Below are 15,022 nucleotides of genomic sequence, written 5' to 3'. Positions count from 1 at the left end.
GTCACAGTGGGATGTTGCCGTGCGCGCCGCGGCCGGCCGGGGCTGCGGCGAGCGCCTCGGCGATGCGGCGGCGGGTGGTCTTGGGGTCGATGACCTCGTCGACCACGCCGATCGACATCGCCCGGCCGACGCCGCCGGCCACGCGCTCGTGCTCCTCGATGAGCTTGTCCTGCAGGGCCTCGCGCTCCTCCTCGGGCGCGGCGGCGAGCGCCTTGCGGTGCAGGACGCCGACCGCGGCCTTGGCGCCCATCACCGCGACCTCGGCCTCCGGCCAGGCGAACACGGTGGTCGCGCCCAGCGCGCGGGAGTTCATCGCGATGTACGCGCCGCCGTAGGACTTGCGGGTCACCAGCGTCACCCGCGGCACCACGGCCTCGCCGAAGGCGTGCAGCAGCTTCGCGCCGCGGCGCACCACGCCGCCCCACTCCTGGCCGACGCCGGGCAGGTAGCCCGGCACGTCGACGAGCACCAGCAACGGCACGCCGAAGGAGTCGCACATCCGCACGAACCGGGCGGCCTTCTCCGCCGACAGCGAGTCCAGGCAGCCGCCCTTGCGCAGCGGGTTGTTAGCGATCACGCCGATGCTGCGGCCGCCGAGGCGGCCCAGGCCGACCACGACGTTCGGGGCCCACTTGGCCTGCAGTTCCTCGAAGTCCGCAGAAATATTGCCGGCCCCGTCGTCCTTTTTGTCCAGGATGCCGCGGATCACCGGCTTGACGTCGTAGGCACGCTGCGGGCGGTCCGGCAGCAACGCGCGCAGGTCCTCGTCGTCCTGCACGGAGTGCAGGTCGAACAGGCCCGGCTTGGCGAACAGCCCGGTCAGCCGGCGCGCTCGCACGAACGCGTCGGCCTCGTCCGCGGCGGTCACGTGCACCACGCCGGACTTGGCGCCGTGCGCGGAGATCCCGCCGAGCCCCTCCTGGTCGATCTGCTCGCCGGTGACGCTGCGGACCACGTCCGGGCCGGTGACGAACACGCGCCCGGCGGGGGACATGATGACCACGTCGGTCAGCGCCGGGCCGTAGGCGGCGCCGCCGGCCGCCGGGCCGACGACGACGGAGATCTGCGGGACGCGGCCGGACGCGCGGATCATCGCCGCGAACATCTGGCCCATGCCGTCCAGGGATTCCACGCCTTCCGGGATGCGGGCGCCGCCGGAGTGCCACACGCCGACCACCGGGCAGCGCTCGCGCACCGCCATGTCGATGGCGTCCACGATGTGCCCGCAGCCCTCGGAGCCGAGCGCACCGCCCATCTTGGTGGCGTCGCTGCAGTAGACGATCACCTTCGTGCCGTCGATGCGGCCGCGCACCGCGTACATCCCGCTGTTGTCGCGGGGGTGCAGTGGTTCGATCGACTCCGGGTCGAGCAGCTGCTCCAGCCGCACGTCGGGATCGCGCGGATCCCGTTGCGCCTGCTCGGTTTCCGGCCGGGTGGCCACTGCGGTCATCGGATCCTCCGGAAGTTCGGTGTTGGGTGGGCAGCCGGGAGCGGGGTCGGCGCCGCTGATGGCGGCCGACCGCGTGCGGCTGTCCTACCGCAGAGCGCTAAAGGACGGGCTGAGCGGAAGCCCAGCCCGTCCTATGCGCGGGCGGTCATGCCCTGGCGAAGGCGAGCGCGACGTTGTGCCCGCCGAAGCCGAAGGCGTTGTTGATCGCTGCCGTCTGCTCGACGTGCCGCGGCTTGTCGGCGACCACGTCGATCTCGATCTTCGGGTCGATCGTTTCCAGGTTCCGGGTCGCCGGGATGATGCCGCGCTGCAGCGAGAGGATCGTCAGGATGCTCTCGACCGCGCCGGCCCCGCCGACCAGGTGACCCAGCGATCCCTTCGGCGCGGTGACCACCGCACCGTCTCCGATCGCCTTGCGCACCGAGTTCGCCTCGCCGATGTCACCGACCACGGTGGACGTCGCGTGCGCGTTGACGTGCCCGATGTCCGACGGCTGCAGGCCCGCGGTCTGCAGGGCCTTGCGCATCGCGGCGACCTGGCCGCGGCCGTCCGGCGGGCTGCCGGTGATGTGGTAGGCGTCGGACGTGATGCCCACGCCCGCCAGCCGCCCGTAGATCCGCGCGCCGCGCGCCTTGGCGTGCTCCGCGCTCTCCAGGACGACCACGCCGGCGCCCTCGCCCATCACGAACCCGTCGCGATCGACGTCGAACGGGCGGGAGGCCCGCTCCGGGGCGTCGTTGCGGGTGCTCAGGGTCCGGGCCTGGGCGAAACCGGCGATGGTGATCGGGTGGATGCAGGCCTCCGCACCACCGGCCACCACCACGTCGGCATGCCCGTGCTGGATCATCTCGAAGCCCTTGGCCAGGCCCTCGGCGCCCGAGGCGCAGGCCGACGCGGGGGAGTGCACCCCGGCGCGGGCCCGCACGTCCAGGCTGACCATCGCGGCCGGGCCGTTGGGCATCAGCATCGGCACGGTCAGCGGCGAAACCTTGCGCAGCCCCTGCTGCTGCAGCAGTTCGTTCTGCTGGAGCAGCGTGACCGGTCCGCCGATGCCGGTGCCCAGCGACACGCCCAGCCGGTCCGGGTCGACCGGCTCGTGGTCGTCGGTGGGCAGCTCGAACCCGGCGTCGGCCCAGGCCTCGCGGGCGGCGATCACGGCGATCGCCTCGCAGCGGTCCATGCGCCGCAGCTGGACGCGGGGCAGCACCTCGCTCGGGTCGACCAGCAGCGGGGCGCCGATCTTCGCCGGGAGTTCGAGCCGGTCCACCCACTCGGCTTCGAGCCGGCGGACGCCGCTGGCGCCGTTGACGAATCCGTCCCAGGTGGACGCGACGTCACCGCCCAGCGGTGTCGTCGCGCCCAGCCCGGTGATCACGACATCCGTGGTCATGCGTTCTTCGTGATGTAGTCCACCGCATCACCGACGGTCTTGAGGTTGGCCAGCTCGTCGTCCGGGATCTTGACCCCGAACTTGTCCTCCGCCTGCACGGCGATCTCCACCATGGACAGCGAGTCGATGTCCAGGTCGTCGACGAAGGACTTGTCGACGGTCACGTCGGCGGCGTCGACACCGGCGACCTCCTCGACGATGGCGGCGAGACCGGTGGTGATTTCCTCGTTCGACACTGGTAGTTCCTTCCTGGTTCTTGCGTTCCGCACCGCGAGCCGGTGGGCCTGCGGCAGCTTTTTTTGGGGGGTGGGCTCAGGGGCAGATGGCGACCTGGGCCGCGTACGACAGCCCGGCTCCGAAGCCCACGAGCAGCATCACGGCACCGCTGGGGATCTCCCCAGCCGCCCGCATGTGGTCGATGGCCAGCGGGATGGATGCCGACGACGTGTTGCCGGAGTAGACGATGTCACGCGCGACCACGAGGTCGTCACGGGCACCCTGCGACTTCAGCTTCTTGGCGATCGCCTCGACGATCCGCAGGTTCGCCTGGTGCGGCACCAGGACGTCCACATCGGACAACTGGAGTCCGGCCGCCTCGACGGCCTGGGCCGCCACCGGCGCGATCTGCGTGGTCGCCCACCGGAAGACCGACTGGCCCTCCTGGTAGATGTACTTGCCGTCGCGCAGGTAGATGGTGTCCGCCAGGTCACCGGCGCTGCCCAGCACGCCCGGGCCGAGCTCCGGCTCCTCGGCCGGTCCGACCACCGTGGCACCGGCGCCGTCGGCGAAGATGATGCAGTTCCCGCGGTCTTCCCAGTCCAGCCACTCCTGGAACCGCTCCGAGCCGATCACCAGCACGTTGCGGGCCGATCCGGAGCGCACCGCGTCCGAGGCGACGGACAGCGCGTAGACGAACCCGGCGCAGGCGGCGTTGAGGTCGTAGGCGCTCTTGGCCTTGATGCCGATCTGGTCGGCGACCTGGGCCGCGGCGTTGGGGATGCCGCCCTGCATGGTGCACGTGGCGACGATTACCTGGTCCACATCGGACGGTGCCAGGCCCGCGTTCGCGATCGCCTTGGCGCCGGCCTCGACGGCCATGTTGACCACGGTCTGGTCCTCGTCGCCGAGGCGGCGGTGGATGATGCCGACGCGCTGCCGGATCCACTCGTCGTTGGTGTCGACGATCTTGGCCAGGTCGTCGTTGGTGACGATCCGGTTGCCCTGCGTGCTGCCGAAGCCGAGCAGCCGGGTGGCGGCCGGAATGGGGTTCTGGGTGAGGCGGGGTCGCGTCACGCGTCGCTCCCGAGCAGATCGGCGACCTTGTCCAGGTCGGCAGGGGTCTTCAGGGCGACGGTCTTGACGCCCTTGAGTTCGCGGCGCACCAGGCCGCTGAGGGTTCCGGCGGGCGGGAACTCCACCACGGCCTCGACACCGCGGTCGCCCAGCGCCGCCATGCAGCTGTCCCAGCGCACCGGGCTGGTCACCTGCGAGACGAGGCGGCCCACGATCTCGGCGGCGTCGGTGACGACCTCGCCGTCGGCGTTGGACAGCAGCGGCAGCGCGGCGTCCGTGGCGGTCACCTTCTCCGCGTACTGGGCCAGGCTTTCCCGCGCGGGCGCCATGAAGCGGGTGTGGAACGCGCCGGCCACCGGCAGCGGCCGCACCCGGGCGCCGGCCGGCGGTTCGGCCGCGAGCTCTTCGAGGGCGGGCACCCGCCCGGCGGCGACGATCTGGCCCGCGCCGTTGCGGTTGGCCGGGTCCAGGCCGAGCCGCTCGAGGTGGGCGACCACGTCGTCCGCATCGCCGCCGAGCACGGCGGACATGCTGGTCGGCTCCAGCGCGCACGCGGCGGCCATCTCCCGGCCACGCACGGCGGCGAGCGCGACCGCGTCGTCGAAGGTCAGGGCGCCGGCGATGGCGGCGGCGGCCAGCTCACCGACGGAGTGCCCGGCGACCGGCGTGCCCGCCGGGATCGTCACCCGGCGACGCAGCTCGTCGGCGGCGATCAGCGACAGCGCCACCACCAGAGGTTGGGTGACCGCGGTGTCCTTGATCTCGTCCGCTTCGGCGGTGGTGCCGAGGCGGAGCAAGTCCAGGCCGGTCGACTCGGACCAGGTGGCGATGCGTTCGGCGACGCCGTCCAGTTCGAGCCACGGGTTCAACATCCCTGGGGTCTGCGACCCCTGTCCGGGGGCTAGAAGCGCGATCACCCTTGTTACTGAACACGTCCCGGTGCGATCCACGTGATGTCGATAGAGACGAAGTCCGGACCGCAATGTTGTGGAGTGTCTACAAGCGCGGCGGTGGGGGAACCCGGCCAGGGGTCGAATCGTTGTCGGCCGTGTCCGGTTGGTGACCCATCGGTGAACACCGGTAAAGCCCTGCTGCGCCGCGTGATCGCCACGTCACCACAGGCCGCGGGACTTGGCCAGCCGTCCCACCGCGAGGCCGACCCGCAGGACGTGGGCGTCGCGGGCGTTGGACGGCGTGTGGCCGGTGAGTTCCGCCACTCGACGCAGCCGGTACCGGACCGTGTTCGGGTGCACGTACAGCTGCCGCGCGCAGTTCTCCAGCACGCCGCCGACCTCCAGGTAGGTGTCGACGGTCTCCATCAGCGCGCCGCCGGCGTCCACCAGCGGCAGCACGATCCGCTCGACCAGCTGCCGCTCGGCCTCCGGATCGCCGGCCAGCGCCCGCTCCGGCAGCAGGTCGCCGGAGGGCACGGGGCGCGGCGCCGTCGGCCAGGCCACCACGGCCCGCAGCGCGGACATCGCATCGCCGGCCGACCGGTGCGCCTCGGCCAGGCTGGGCACGGTCGGCCCCGCCACGACCGGCCCGTCGTCGAACGCCTCGGCCAGTCGCTTGGCCGCCTCCTCGTTGGTGCGCGCGTCGCCAGGGCCGCCGAAGACCACCACCAGCCGGGTGCCCTGCACGCCGAGCAGCACCGGGCAACCGACTCGCGCCGCGCGGCTGCGCACCTGGTAGACGATGGTCGGCGGGTCGTCGGACGGGGCGTTGCCGACCAGCACGGTCGCCTCCGACGAGGGCTCCCAGCCGAGCGCGGCGGCGCGGGAGAGCAGCGACTCCTCGGCGTCGCCACGCACGATCCCATCGACCACCAGTGCTTCCAGCCGCGCGTCCCACGCGCCGCGGGACTCCGCCGCCGCAGCGTACGAGGTGGCGGCCGCGAAGGAGATCTCGCGGGTGTAGCGCAGGATCGCCTCGGTCAGCAGGATGCGCTCGTGCTCCTCGGCGGCCAGCTCCGGCAGCTGCTGTTCGAGCACGTCGATCGCGACCCGGACCAGTTCCAGGGTCTGCCGCAGGCTGACCCACCGGGACAGGTCCCGGGGCGCGGCGCGGAAGGCCTCGGCGGTCAGCCGGATCGCCTCGGTCGGGTCCTGCAGCCACGCCACGAAGTTGGTGGCGCCGGTCTGGGTCACCAGGAGCACGCTCGCCCGCTGGTCGGCGGGCAACCGCCGGAACCACGGCAGGCGCTGCTCCATGGCGCTGACGCTGGCGCTGGCGAGCCCGCCGGTGCCCCGTTCGAGGCGGCGGAGCGTGGCGGCGGAGAGCTGACGCTGCGTACCGGTATCCCGCTCACCTGCGCGTTCGGTACTCATGCCTCCAGAATCGCACGTCGCCGATCAGCTCCGACGACCAGCGGCCGGCGGTGCGGGCCGGCTCACAACGCGCCGGGGGTTCGGATCGGGGAGCAGCGTCGCGGTACCACCGGCGCGGACGGCTGATCCCACGGTCGGGTCGGCCGCCTTCGTTGGCATCGACCCGATCGGAGGAAATGAATCGCCCTTTCGAGGGGCCTGTCGCGGTTGCCGGTAAAGCCGTCGCAGGAAACGATCTCCGGCACACGCGAATCGGGTTTTGTTCTATCGAGGTGAATTCAAGTGGGAGCTCTCCAGCAGGGACTCGCAGAGGCGTGGGTCGCAATTGCGACCTTCGTCCCGAAGCTGGTCGTATTCCTCATCGTCGTGCTGGTCGGCTGGCTGATCGCGAAGGCGATCGGCAAGGCGATCCAGATCGTTTTCGCCCGGCTCGGTTTCAACCGGCTGCTGGCGAAGTCCGGACTCGGCGAAATGACGTCGAAATCGAACATCGACATCGCCGGCCTGCTGGTGAAACTGGTCTACTACTTCATCCTGCTCATTTTCGTGCAGCTGGCGCTGGGCGTTTTCGGGCCCAATGCGATCAAGGACCTGATCGACACCGTGGTGCTGTTCCTGCCGCGGATCGTGGTGGCGATCGTGCTGGTGCTGGTGGCCGCGGCGATCGGCCGCGCCGTCGGCGACCTGATCCGCGGCGCGCTGGGCAACCGCCCGATCGGGCCGGTGCTGGCCAAGATCAGCTTCGGGTTCATCGTCGCCCTCGGCGTGATCGCCGCGCTGAACCAGCTCGGCATCGCCCTCACCGTGACCACTCCGGTGCTGATCGCCGCGCTGTCCGCGCTGGCCGGCGTGATCATCGTCGGCGTCGGCGGCGGCCTGATCAAGCCGATGCAGCAGCGCTGGGGCAAGTGGCTGGACAGCGCCGAGGCCCAGTTCTCCGGCACCACCGGCGGCTCCACCGGTGGCCCGGCGGGGAACGGCAAGAAGCCGGGGACCGGCGACGCGGGCGTGAGCGGCCACGCGTGACCGCACGCCGCGCCTAGCCGAAGGCCGGGACTCACCCGGTGGGTGAGTCCCGGCCTTTTTCACGCACTTGGGCGTGGTCGCCCGTGCGCGGTCGCGACACCATGGGAGAACGGATCAAGCCGGGAGGTGATCAGTAGTGGCTCTGCCTCTCGTCTGGCTCGCGGACGTGTTGCGCGCGGCCGGGCTGACGGTGGTCGAGACGGACGGCTGGCGGGACCGGACCGCCACCTCGGGGGCGCAGCCCGCACCGGTCGGCGTGCTGGAACACCACACCGCGACACCTGCGTCCTACGAGAACCCCGCGCCGAGCGTGCAGCTGTGCATCGACGGGCGCCCCGACCTGGCGGGGCCGCTGTGCCACGCGGTGATCGGCTTCGACGGGGTGGTGCACATGATCGCCGCCGGGCGGGCCAACCACGCCGGCAAGGCGAAGGCCTCCGGGCCGAATCCCGAGGGCGATGGCAACACCCTCTACGTCGGGTTCGAGTGGGACTACCAGGGCGTGGACCAAGGCCCCAGCCCGGAGCAGTACCGGGCGGCGCTCAAGGCGACCACCGCGGTGCTCAACCACCTCGGGCGCCCGATGGACGCCGCGCGCGGCCACAAGGAGACCAGCGTCACCGGCAAGATCGACCCAGGTCACGTCGACATGGACCAGTTCCGCGCCGACCTCGGCAAGAGGGATCAGGAGGACGCCATGACCCCGGAGCAGGACGCGATTCTGCGACGCCTGGAGCACGAGCTGCTCGGCCCCCGCGGGCCGAAGGGCGAGATCCAGGGCTGGCAGACCGAGATCGGTCCGCGCACGATCGTCGCGATGCTCGTCGACCTGGTCAACGAGGTGGTGGCGAAGCAGCAGGCCCCGGTGGCCCCGGCGCAGGGGCCCGGCGCGGAAGCGATCAAGGCGGCGTTCCAGGCGCTCCCGCCGGATCAGGCCGCGCCGCTGCTGGCGGAACTGGTGCGGATCCAGCAGGACCGCCAACTCACCCCGGAGCAGTACGCCCAGCGCCCGCAGGCGTAGCGATCGGCGGGGTGGAACCGCTCGAACCCGACGTGCGCCGCGGTGTCCGTCCACTATGGGTGGTGGATCTGGTGCCGTCGGTGCTCGTCGGGGGCGGTCAGTCAGTGGACGCGGCGGCCTGCCGGCGCTCCCGTGTCCGCGCGGACGACGGCGGGTGGGGAAGCGTTGTGCTTTGGTGAGCGCGAGAAGTCCCTGATTTCAGGCGAAACCGGAAGCCCCGGCGCGTGGGCCGAGGTGGTGGGCCGGGAGATCGTTCGGTCAGGCGTCGCGCACGACGCGGCGCTGGGCTCGCTGATCGCGGCGGCTCTGGAGGCGTTTGACGAGGGCCGGCTGCTGCTGGAGCGCCTCGGGCTCGTCCAGCAGGCGGTTCAGCCGCTGGTAGTAGCGGTTCGGCGAGAAGCCGAAGCGCTCCTGGATGACCCGTTCCTTGTTGCCCTGGTAGTGCCAGTGCTCCGACTCGAAGTCGAGGATGTCGCGATCGATGTCGTTCATCCCGCCGTGCCCCCTTCGAGTCGCTGCCGATCGAGTCTACCGGCTGGGGCACGCGTGTTCGATCGGCCGTCCCGGTCCGTCGCGCGAGAATTCCGTTGTCACTCAGGGCAAACGAGCGGCGACGGCGCGTCGCAGGTGGAACAGGTGGCGGGCGAGCGCAAGCCCCGCCAGCAGCGCCAAGAGCACCGAGACACCCGGCCACCCGAATCGGGAGTAGGTGCGCACCCCGAGCCAGGAACCGAGGCTGCCGCCGAGGAACGCGCACGTCATGTAGGCCGCGTTGAGCCTGCCGCGCACTTCTGGGCGCAGCGCGAAGATCCGCACCTGGTTGGCGACCATGCCCGACTGCATCGCGACGTCGAGCAGCAGCGTGCCGACCACCAGGGCCGCCAGGCCGAGCGCCCCGCCGAGGCTGCCGACCGCGAGGACGGCGGCCGCCACGATCACGCCGAGGATGCAGACGAGGTTGACCGGGTCGGGCCCGTGGCGGTCCGCCTGCCGACCGGCGAGCGGCGTGCAGATCATGGTCGCCGCGCCGACCAGGGCGAGCGCCCCGACCGCCGACGTGCCCAGGCCGTACACCGGGCCCGTCAGCAGCAGCGCGACGCCGGTCCAGACGGCGGTGAACCCGGCGAAGATCGTCGCCTGGTAGAAGCAGGAGCGGCGCAGCTCGGGCTCGGTGCGCAACAGCCGCAGCGACTCGGCCAGCAGCGCCGGATACCGCTGCCGGGATGCCGGGACCGTCGTCGGCAGCGAGAAGGCCAAGGCGGTCGCGGCGAGCAGTGCGAGCGCTCCGGCCACCGCGTAGGGCGCCCGCCAGCCCAGCCATTCCCCGATGGTTCCGCCGAACGCGCGGGCCAGCAGCATGCCGCCGATCGAGCCGCTCAGCAGCACGCCGGTGACCGACCCGCGCCGGTCGTCGGCCACCAGCCCGGCCGCCATGGGAGCGATGATGGGCGCGATCACGGTCGTCACGCCCACGAGGACGCACGTGCCGACCAGGACCGGCAGCGCGGCCGCGGTGCTCGCGACGAGCAGGCCGACCCCCGTGAGCCCGAGCAGGGCGACGATCAACGGGCGGTGCGGGAGCCGGTCGCCGAGCGGCACCAGCAGGAAGATCCCGGCCGCGTAGCCCACCTGTGCCGCGGTCACCGCCAGCGCGGCCGATTCCGGCGGCACCTGCAGGCCGGCGGCGATCAGCGGGCTGATCGCCTGTGGGAAGTAGATGTTGCCCACGGCCACGCCGCAGGTCAGCGCCAGCAGCAGGACGAGCGGCCGACTCATGCCGGCGGGGCTGCTTCCAGGTGTCCGGGAAGTGCTGTCACCAGGCAACGATCATCGGTGCGCGGACCCGGGCGCAACCGGTTTTCCGGGCAGATCAATCCTGTGATCCAACCCACGTATCGGGTGCGGAACAGATCTCCGGGCGCACGATGTTGAGCAGAACGAATGAAGTCGTGCGCTCCGGGGTCGGTGAAAATCCGAACCGGCGGTGAAAGTCCGCGAACCGGCGCCTCCACGCGGAGGTGTCGGCCGATCCGGTGGAATTCCGGTACCGACGGTGAAAGTCCGGATGAGAGGCAGCGCACGGGCGGCCGCGATCGGCCGTCGGCGTGTCGGGCCGGCGGTCGTTGACGTCGGCTTCCCGCGTGTACCCCGGTGCGTTCGCATCCGGCGGGAGGAGCGGGCGTGCAGGCAATCGCGGAATGGGTGCTCGACAACGGGTTCACCGTGCTGGGCCAGAAGATCTCCTGGGCAGAACTGATCGGCCAGCTGTGCGCGCTCGCCGTCGTCTTCCTTGCGCAACGCAGAACCCTCGCGACCTGGCCGGTGCAGGTGTCCGCGACGGTGCTGCTGTTCGCCGTCTACGCCTCCGCTCACCTGGGCGGGCTGGCCGTCCGGCAGGTGATCATCCTGCTGATCTCGTTCTACGGCTGGTGGGCCTGGAACCGGCGCAGCGACCCGGTTTACGGCGTCGTGGTGCGCAAGGCCGGCGCCGTCGAACGGCTCGTGCTGATCGCCGCGCTGGCGCTGGGCACCGCCGCGTTCGCGATGCTGCTGTCCGCGCTGGACGCCTCGTGGGCCCCGTGGCCGGACGCCTGGATCTTCATCGGCACCCTGGTCGCGTTCTGGGCGCAGGGCCGCGGCCTCGTCGAATTCTGGCTGGTCTGGCTGGCCGTCGACGCGGTCGGCGTGCCGCTGCAGATCGCCTCCGGCCTGTACTTCAGCGCGGCGATCTACGTCGTCTTCGCGGCGCTGGTGATCCACGGCTGGTGGAGCTGGAACCGCACGGCACGCGTCCAGCGCACCCGCGAGAGCGCTGCCGTCGCGGGCTGACCACCGGTTTCGGTCGAAGCCGGGACACCCGCGATCACCTCGTGCGGGCCGGCGGGGCGTGTTCATCCGGCGGCCCGCTTCGTCACCCAGGACCGCGGCCCGGGCCTGCACGCGGTCTGATCCCGCGCCCGGCACGCCTCGGGGCGCCCGCCACCCGGCGAGCGCCCCGCGGTCGTTCCTCGATCAGGCGACGCCGGGATCCGACGTCTGCGGCCCCGCGGCCTGGACGTCGTCCAGCCGGTAGCGCCGGGTCGCCTCGATCACCTTGGCCTTGTCCACCTGGCCGGTGCGGGCCAGCGCGGCCAGCGTCGCGACCACCGTGGACTCCGCGTCCACCAGGAACACCCGCCGCGCGGCCGGCCTGGTGTCGGAGAACCCGAACCCGTCGGCGCCGAGGCTGACCATGTCGCCGGGCACCCACGGCCGGATCAGGTCCGGCACCGCGCGCATCCAGTCGCTGACCGCGACCACCGGCCCGGCGGCGTCCGCCAGCGCCCGGGTCACGTGCGGCACCTGCGGTTCGGCCTCCGGGTGCATCAGGTTGTGCCGGTCGGCGGCCTCGGCCTCGCGCCGCAGCTGCGACCAGGACGTCGCCGACCAGACGTCGGCCTGCACACCCCATTCCTCGGCCAGCATCTGCTGCGCCTTCAGCGCCAGCGGCATGATCACGCCCGACGAGAGGATCTGTGCCCGCGGCCCCGAGCCGCCCGGCGCGGCCTGGTACCGGTACAGGCCGCGCAGCAGCCCGTCGACGTCCAGGTCCGCCGGCTCGGCCGGCTGCTGGTACGGCTCGTTGTAGATGGTCAGGTAGTAGAAGACGTCCTCGGGGTTCTCGCCGAACATCCGCCGCAGGCCGTCCTTGACGATGTGCGCCACCTCGAACGACCACGCCGGGTCGTACGCGACCACCGCGGGGTTCGTCGCGGCGATCAACTGCGAGTGCCCGTCGGCGTGCTGCAGGCCCTCACCGGTCAGCGTGGTCCGCCCGGCGGTCGCGCCGAGCACGAACCCGCGCGCCATCTGGTCGGCCGCCGCCCAGAAGCTGTCGCCGGTGCGCTGGAAGCCGAACATCGAGTAGAAGATGTAGACCGGGATCATCGGCTCGCCGTGCGTGGCGTAGCTGGTGCCCGCGGCGGTGAACGACGAGGTCGAGCCGGCCTCGTTGATGCCCTCGTGCAGGATCTGGCCCTGCTCGCTCTCCCGGTAGGCCAGCATCAGCTGGTAGTCCACCGGCGTGTAGAGCTGGCCGAGCGGGTTGTAGATCTTCTGCGACGGGAACATCGAGTCCATGCCGAACGTGCGGGCCTCGTCCGGGATGATCGGCACGATCCGCGCCCCGATCTCGCGGTCCTTGGCGAGGTCCTTGAGCAGCCGGACGAACGCCATCGTGGTGGCGACCTCCTGCTTGCCGGAGCCGCGCCGGACCACCTCGTAGACCTTGTCACCGGGCAGCACCAGCGGCTTGGTCTTGGCCCGCCGCTCCGGCAGGTAGCCGCCCAGCTGCCGGCGCCGGTCCTGCAGGTACTGGATCTCCGGCGCGTCCTGTCCGGGGTGGTAGTACGGCGGCAGGTACGGGTCGAGCTCGTCGTCGCTGATCGGGATCCGCAGGCTGTCCCGGAACAGCTTCAGGTCGTCCAGCGTCAGCTTCTTCATCTGGTGGGTGGCGTTGCGGCCCTCGAAGTGCGGGCCGAGGCCGTAGCCCTTGATCGTCTTCGCGAGGATCACGGTCGGCTGGCCGTGGTGCTCGGTGGCCGCCTTGTAGGCCGCGTAGACCTTGCGGTAGTCGTGGCCGCCGCGGCGCAGGCCCCAGATCTGGTCGTCGGTGAGGTGCTTGACCATCTCCTTGGTGCGCGGGTCGCGGCCGAAGAAGTGCTCCCGGACGAACGCCCCGTCGTTGGCCTTGTAGGTCTGGTAGTCGCCGTCCGGGGTGGTGTTCATCAGGTTCACCAGGGCGCCGTCGCGGTCGGCGTGCAGCAGCGAGTCCCACTCGCGGCCCCAGACCACCTTGATCACGTTCCAGCCGGCGCCGCGGAAGAACGCCTCCAGCTCCTGGATGATCTTCCCGTTGCCGCGCACGGGTCCGTCGAGCTGCTGCAGGTTGCAGTTGATCACGAAGGTGAGGTTGTCCAGCCCGTCGTTGGCCGCGACCTGCAGCAACCCGCGCGACTCGGGTTCGTTCATCTCGCCGTCGCCGAGGAACGCCCACACGCGCTGCTGGCTGGTGTCCTTGATGCCGCGGTCGTGCAGGTAGCGGTCGAAGCGCGCCTGGTAGATCGCGTTCATCGGCCCCAGGCCCATGGAGACCGTGGGGAACTCCCAGAAGTCCGGCATCAGCCGCGGGTGCGGGTAGGACGGCAGGCCGCCGCCCGGGCCGGCGTGCGAGTACTCCTGGCGGAACCCGTCGAGCCGGTCGGCGGACAGCCGGCCCTCCAGGAAGGCGCGGGCGTAGATGCCGGGGGAGGCGTGGCCCTGGATGTAGAGGTGATCACCGCCACCCGGGTGGTCCTTGCCGCGGAAGAACCAGTTGAAGCCGACCTCGTAGAGGCTGGCGGAGGACGCGAAGGACGAGATGTGGCCGCCGACGCCGATGCCCGGCCGCTGCGCGCGGTGCACCATCATCGCGGCGTTCCACCGCATCCAGGCCCGGTAGCGGCGTTCGGTCTCCTCGTCGCCGGGGAACCACGGCTCCTGCTCGGTGGGGATGGTGTTGACGTAGTCCGTGCTGGTCAGCGAGGGGACGCCGACACCGGATTCGCGGGCGCGCTGGAGCAGCCGCAGCATGAGGTAGCGGGCGCGCTGCTGTCCGTTGGCCGACAGCACCGAGTCGAAGGACTGCAACCACTCCTCGGTCTCCTGCGGATCGATGTCCGGCAGGTGGGAGGCGAGACCGTCCCGGATGACCCGCACCCGCTGCGCGGGCACGGGGGCGTCGTTGTTGAGCGGAGACAAGGGAACTCCTCGACTACGTCGTGGACGTGGCAGGACGCCGGGCAGTGATGTCCGACACTCTCATGGTCCACCATCTCGGCCCCCGATGCGCACACCGGAGGCGAACCAGACTGTTGATGTCGTGCCGGCCGGTCTAGAGTCGAATCCCAACGCGTTGCTACGGCGTGTCGTGCCGTTAGCAGTTGCGCGGATGGCGGTCGGCAGTGTTCGCTATCCGCCAGATCTAGAAGGTGTGCGGCGTCGGACGGTCGCCGCACCGGTGCATTGGAGGAGTGAGCAAACCGTGGTCGCCGCGGGAGACGCCGGTAAAGGCGAAGCCGACGTCGCCGAGAGGCTCGACATCGAGCCGGAGATGGTTGTCCAGGAACTCGGCTGGGACGAAGACGTCGATGACGACGTCCGAGCCGCGATCGAGGAGCGCTGCGGGAGCGAAATCCTCGACGAAGATGCCGACGAAGTGGTCGATGTCGTGCTGCTGTGGTGGCGCGAAGACGACGGCGACCTGACGGACACGCTTCTCGATGCCATGACGCCGCTGTCAGATGAAGGGGTCATCTGGGTGCTGACCCCGAAGACCGGCCGGGAGGGCTACGTCGAGCCGGCCGACATCTCAGAGGCGGCATCGACGGCGAACCTCGCCCAGACGGGGAAGGTCAGCCTCGGCGAGGGCTGGATGGGTACCAGATTGGCCTACCGGAAGGCGAAGGCCAAGCGCTGATCGGCCGTCGCAAATCGCA

At 71.1% G+C, this 15,022-nt stretch carries 13 protein-coding genes and 1 riboswitch; of the genes, 4 read left to right on the top strand and 9 right to left on the bottom strand.

Going from position 1 to position 15,022, the window contains the following annotated elements; genetic code table 11:
• Position 1: 1 nt before the first annotated feature.
• The 6 genes from BLW84_RS31970 to BLW84_RS31945 all read right to left on the bottom strand — a co-directional run bounded on the left by BLW84_RS31970 (position 2) and on the right by BLW84_RS31945 (position 6,460).
• Positions 2-1,450 (bottom strand): acyl-CoA carboxylase subunit beta, encoded by a 1,449-nt coding sequence (locus BLW84_RS31970; protein ID WP_093271563.1) that lies wholly within the window; start codon positions 1,448-1,450, stop codon positions 2-4.
• A 145-nt stretch (positions 1,451-1,595) separates the two neighbouring features.
• Positions 1,596-2,840, bottom strand: a complete 1,245-nt coding sequence (locus BLW84_RS31965) for a beta-ketoacyl-[acyl-carrier-protein] synthase family protein (protein WP_093273034.1) — start codon at positions 2,838-2,840, stop codon at positions 1,596-1,598.
• Positions 2,837-3,076, bottom strand: a complete 240-nt coding sequence (locus tag BLW84_RS31960; RefSeq protein WP_093273031.1) for an acyl carrier protein — start codon at positions 3,074-3,076, stop codon at positions 2,837-2,839. The genes BLW84_RS31965 and BLW84_RS31960 overlap by 4 nt, the downstream gene beginning before the upstream one ends.
• 76 nt (positions 3,077-3,152) lie before the next feature.
• On the bottom strand, positions 3,153-4,133 hold the full coding sequence (locus tag BLW84_RS31955) for a beta-ketoacyl-ACP synthase III (RefSeq protein WP_093273029.1): 981 nt from the start codon (positions 4,131-4,133) through the stop codon (positions 3,153-3,155).
• Positions 4,130-5,050, bottom strand: coding sequence for an ACP S-malonyltransferase (locus BLW84_RS31950; protein WP_093273026.1), 921 nt, complete (start codon positions 5,048-5,050; stop codon positions 4,130-4,132). The genes BLW84_RS31955 and BLW84_RS31950 overlap by 4 nt, the downstream gene beginning before the upstream one ends.
• Positions 5,051-5,245: 195 nt before the next feature.
• Positions 5,246-6,460 carry a PucR family transcriptional regulator gene (locus BLW84_RS31945; RefSeq protein WP_177226797.1) on the bottom strand — a complete coding sequence of 405 codons (1,215 nt, stop codon included), beginning with the start codon at positions 6,458-6,460 and terminating at the stop codon, positions 5,246-5,248.
• 282 nt (positions 6,461-6,742) lie between these two features.
• Here BLW84_RS31945 and BLW84_RS31940 point away from each other — a divergent pair, with 282 nt between their 5' ends.
• Together BLW84_RS31940 and BLW84_RS31935 are read left to right on the top strand one after the other, a co-directional pair.
• Positions 6,743-7,486 carry a mechanosensitive ion channel family protein gene (locus BLW84_RS31940; RefSeq protein ID WP_093273024.1) on the top strand — a complete coding sequence of 248 codons (744 nt, stop codon included), beginning with the start codon at positions 6,743-6,745 and terminating at the stop codon, positions 7,484-7,486.
• Positions 7,487-7,622: 136 nt separating this feature from the next.
• Positions 7,623-8,507, top strand: coding sequence for a peptidoglycan recognition protein family protein (locus tag BLW84_RS31935; protein WP_093273021.1), 885 nt, complete (start codon positions 7,623-7,625; stop codon positions 8,505-8,507).
• Between the two features lie 258 nt (positions 8,508-8,765).
• Here the strand turns inward: BLW84_RS31935 and BLW84_RS31930 are convergent, their stop codons facing one another.
• Together BLW84_RS31930 and BLW84_RS31925 are read right to left on the bottom strand one after the other, a co-directional pair.
• Positions 8,766-8,999: a DUF3263 domain-containing protein gene (locus tag BLW84_RS31930; RefSeq protein ID WP_093273017.1), complete on the bottom strand. Its 234-nt coding sequence runs from the start codon at positions 8,997-8,999 to the stop codon at positions 8,766-8,768.
• Positions 9,000-9,101: 102 nt separating this feature from the next.
• Positions 9,102-10,283 (bottom strand): MFS transporter, encoded by a 1,182-nt coding sequence (locus tag BLW84_RS31925; RefSeq protein WP_093273014.1) that lies wholly within the window; start codon positions 10,281-10,283, stop codon positions 9,102-9,104.
• A gap of 171 nt (positions 10,284-10,454) precedes the next feature.
• Positions 10,455-10,590: riboswitch (FMN riboswitch) on the top strand.
• A 98-nt stretch (positions 10,591-10,688) separates the two neighbouring features.
• On the opposite strand from BLW84_RS31925, the gene BLW84_RS31920 reads away from it, so the two are divergent.
• Complete coding sequence (locus tag BLW84_RS31920) at positions 10,689-11,336, top strand: nicotinamide mononucleotide transporter family protein (protein ID WP_093273012.1); 648 nt, start codon at positions 10,689-10,691, stop codon at positions 11,334-11,336.
• A gap of 183 nt (positions 11,337-11,519) precedes the next feature.
• Here the strand turns inward: BLW84_RS31920 and aceE are convergent, their stop codons facing one another.
• Entirely contained in the window at positions 11,520-14,285 is a 2,766-nt protein-coding gene (aceE, locus tag BLW84_RS31915; protein ID WP_093273010.1) for a pyruvate dehydrogenase (acetyl-transferring), homodimeric type, read from the bottom strand.
• 283 nt (positions 14,286-14,568) lie between these two features.
• Between aceE and BLW84_RS31910 the strand changes: the two genes are divergently transcribed.
• Positions 14,569-15,003, top strand: a complete 435-nt coding sequence (locus BLW84_RS31910) for a DUF3052 domain-containing protein (RefSeq protein ID WP_093273008.1) — start codon at positions 14,569-14,571, stop codon at positions 15,001-15,003.
• Positions 15,004-15,022 lie beyond the last annotated feature (19 nt).

Origin of the sequence: Saccharopolyspora shandongensis, from assembly GCF_900106995.1 — a bacterium.
In the GTDB taxonomy this organism is placed as follows: domain Bacteria; phylum Actinomycetota; class Actinomycetes; order Mycobacteriales; family Pseudonocardiaceae; genus Saccharopolyspora; species Saccharopolyspora shandongensis.
Note: the sequence above shows the minus strand (reverse complement) of the source record. Positions and strands in the feature narration are given on the sequence as shown.

Coding starts and splice junctions, on each gene's coding strand:
- BLW84_RS31970 (WP_093271563.1), bottom strand. CDS start 1,450: ATGACCGCAGTGGCCACCCGGCCGGAAACCGAGCAGGCGCAACGGGAT.
- BLW84_RS31965 (WP_093273034.1), bottom strand. CDS start 2,840: ATGACCACGGATGTCGTGATCACCGGGCTGGGCGCGACGACACCGCTG.
- BLW84_RS31945 (WP_177226797.1), bottom strand. CDS start 6,460: ATGAGTACCGAACGCGCAGGTGAGCGGGATACCGGTACGCAGCGTCAG.
- BLW84_RS31930 (WP_093273017.1), bottom strand. CDS start 8,999: ATGAACGACATCGATCGCGACATCCTCGACTTCGAGTCGGAGCACTGG.
- BLW84_RS31925 (WP_093273014.1), bottom strand. CDS start 10,283: ATGAGTCGGCCGCTCGTCCTGCTGCTGGCGCTGACCTGCGGCGTGGCC.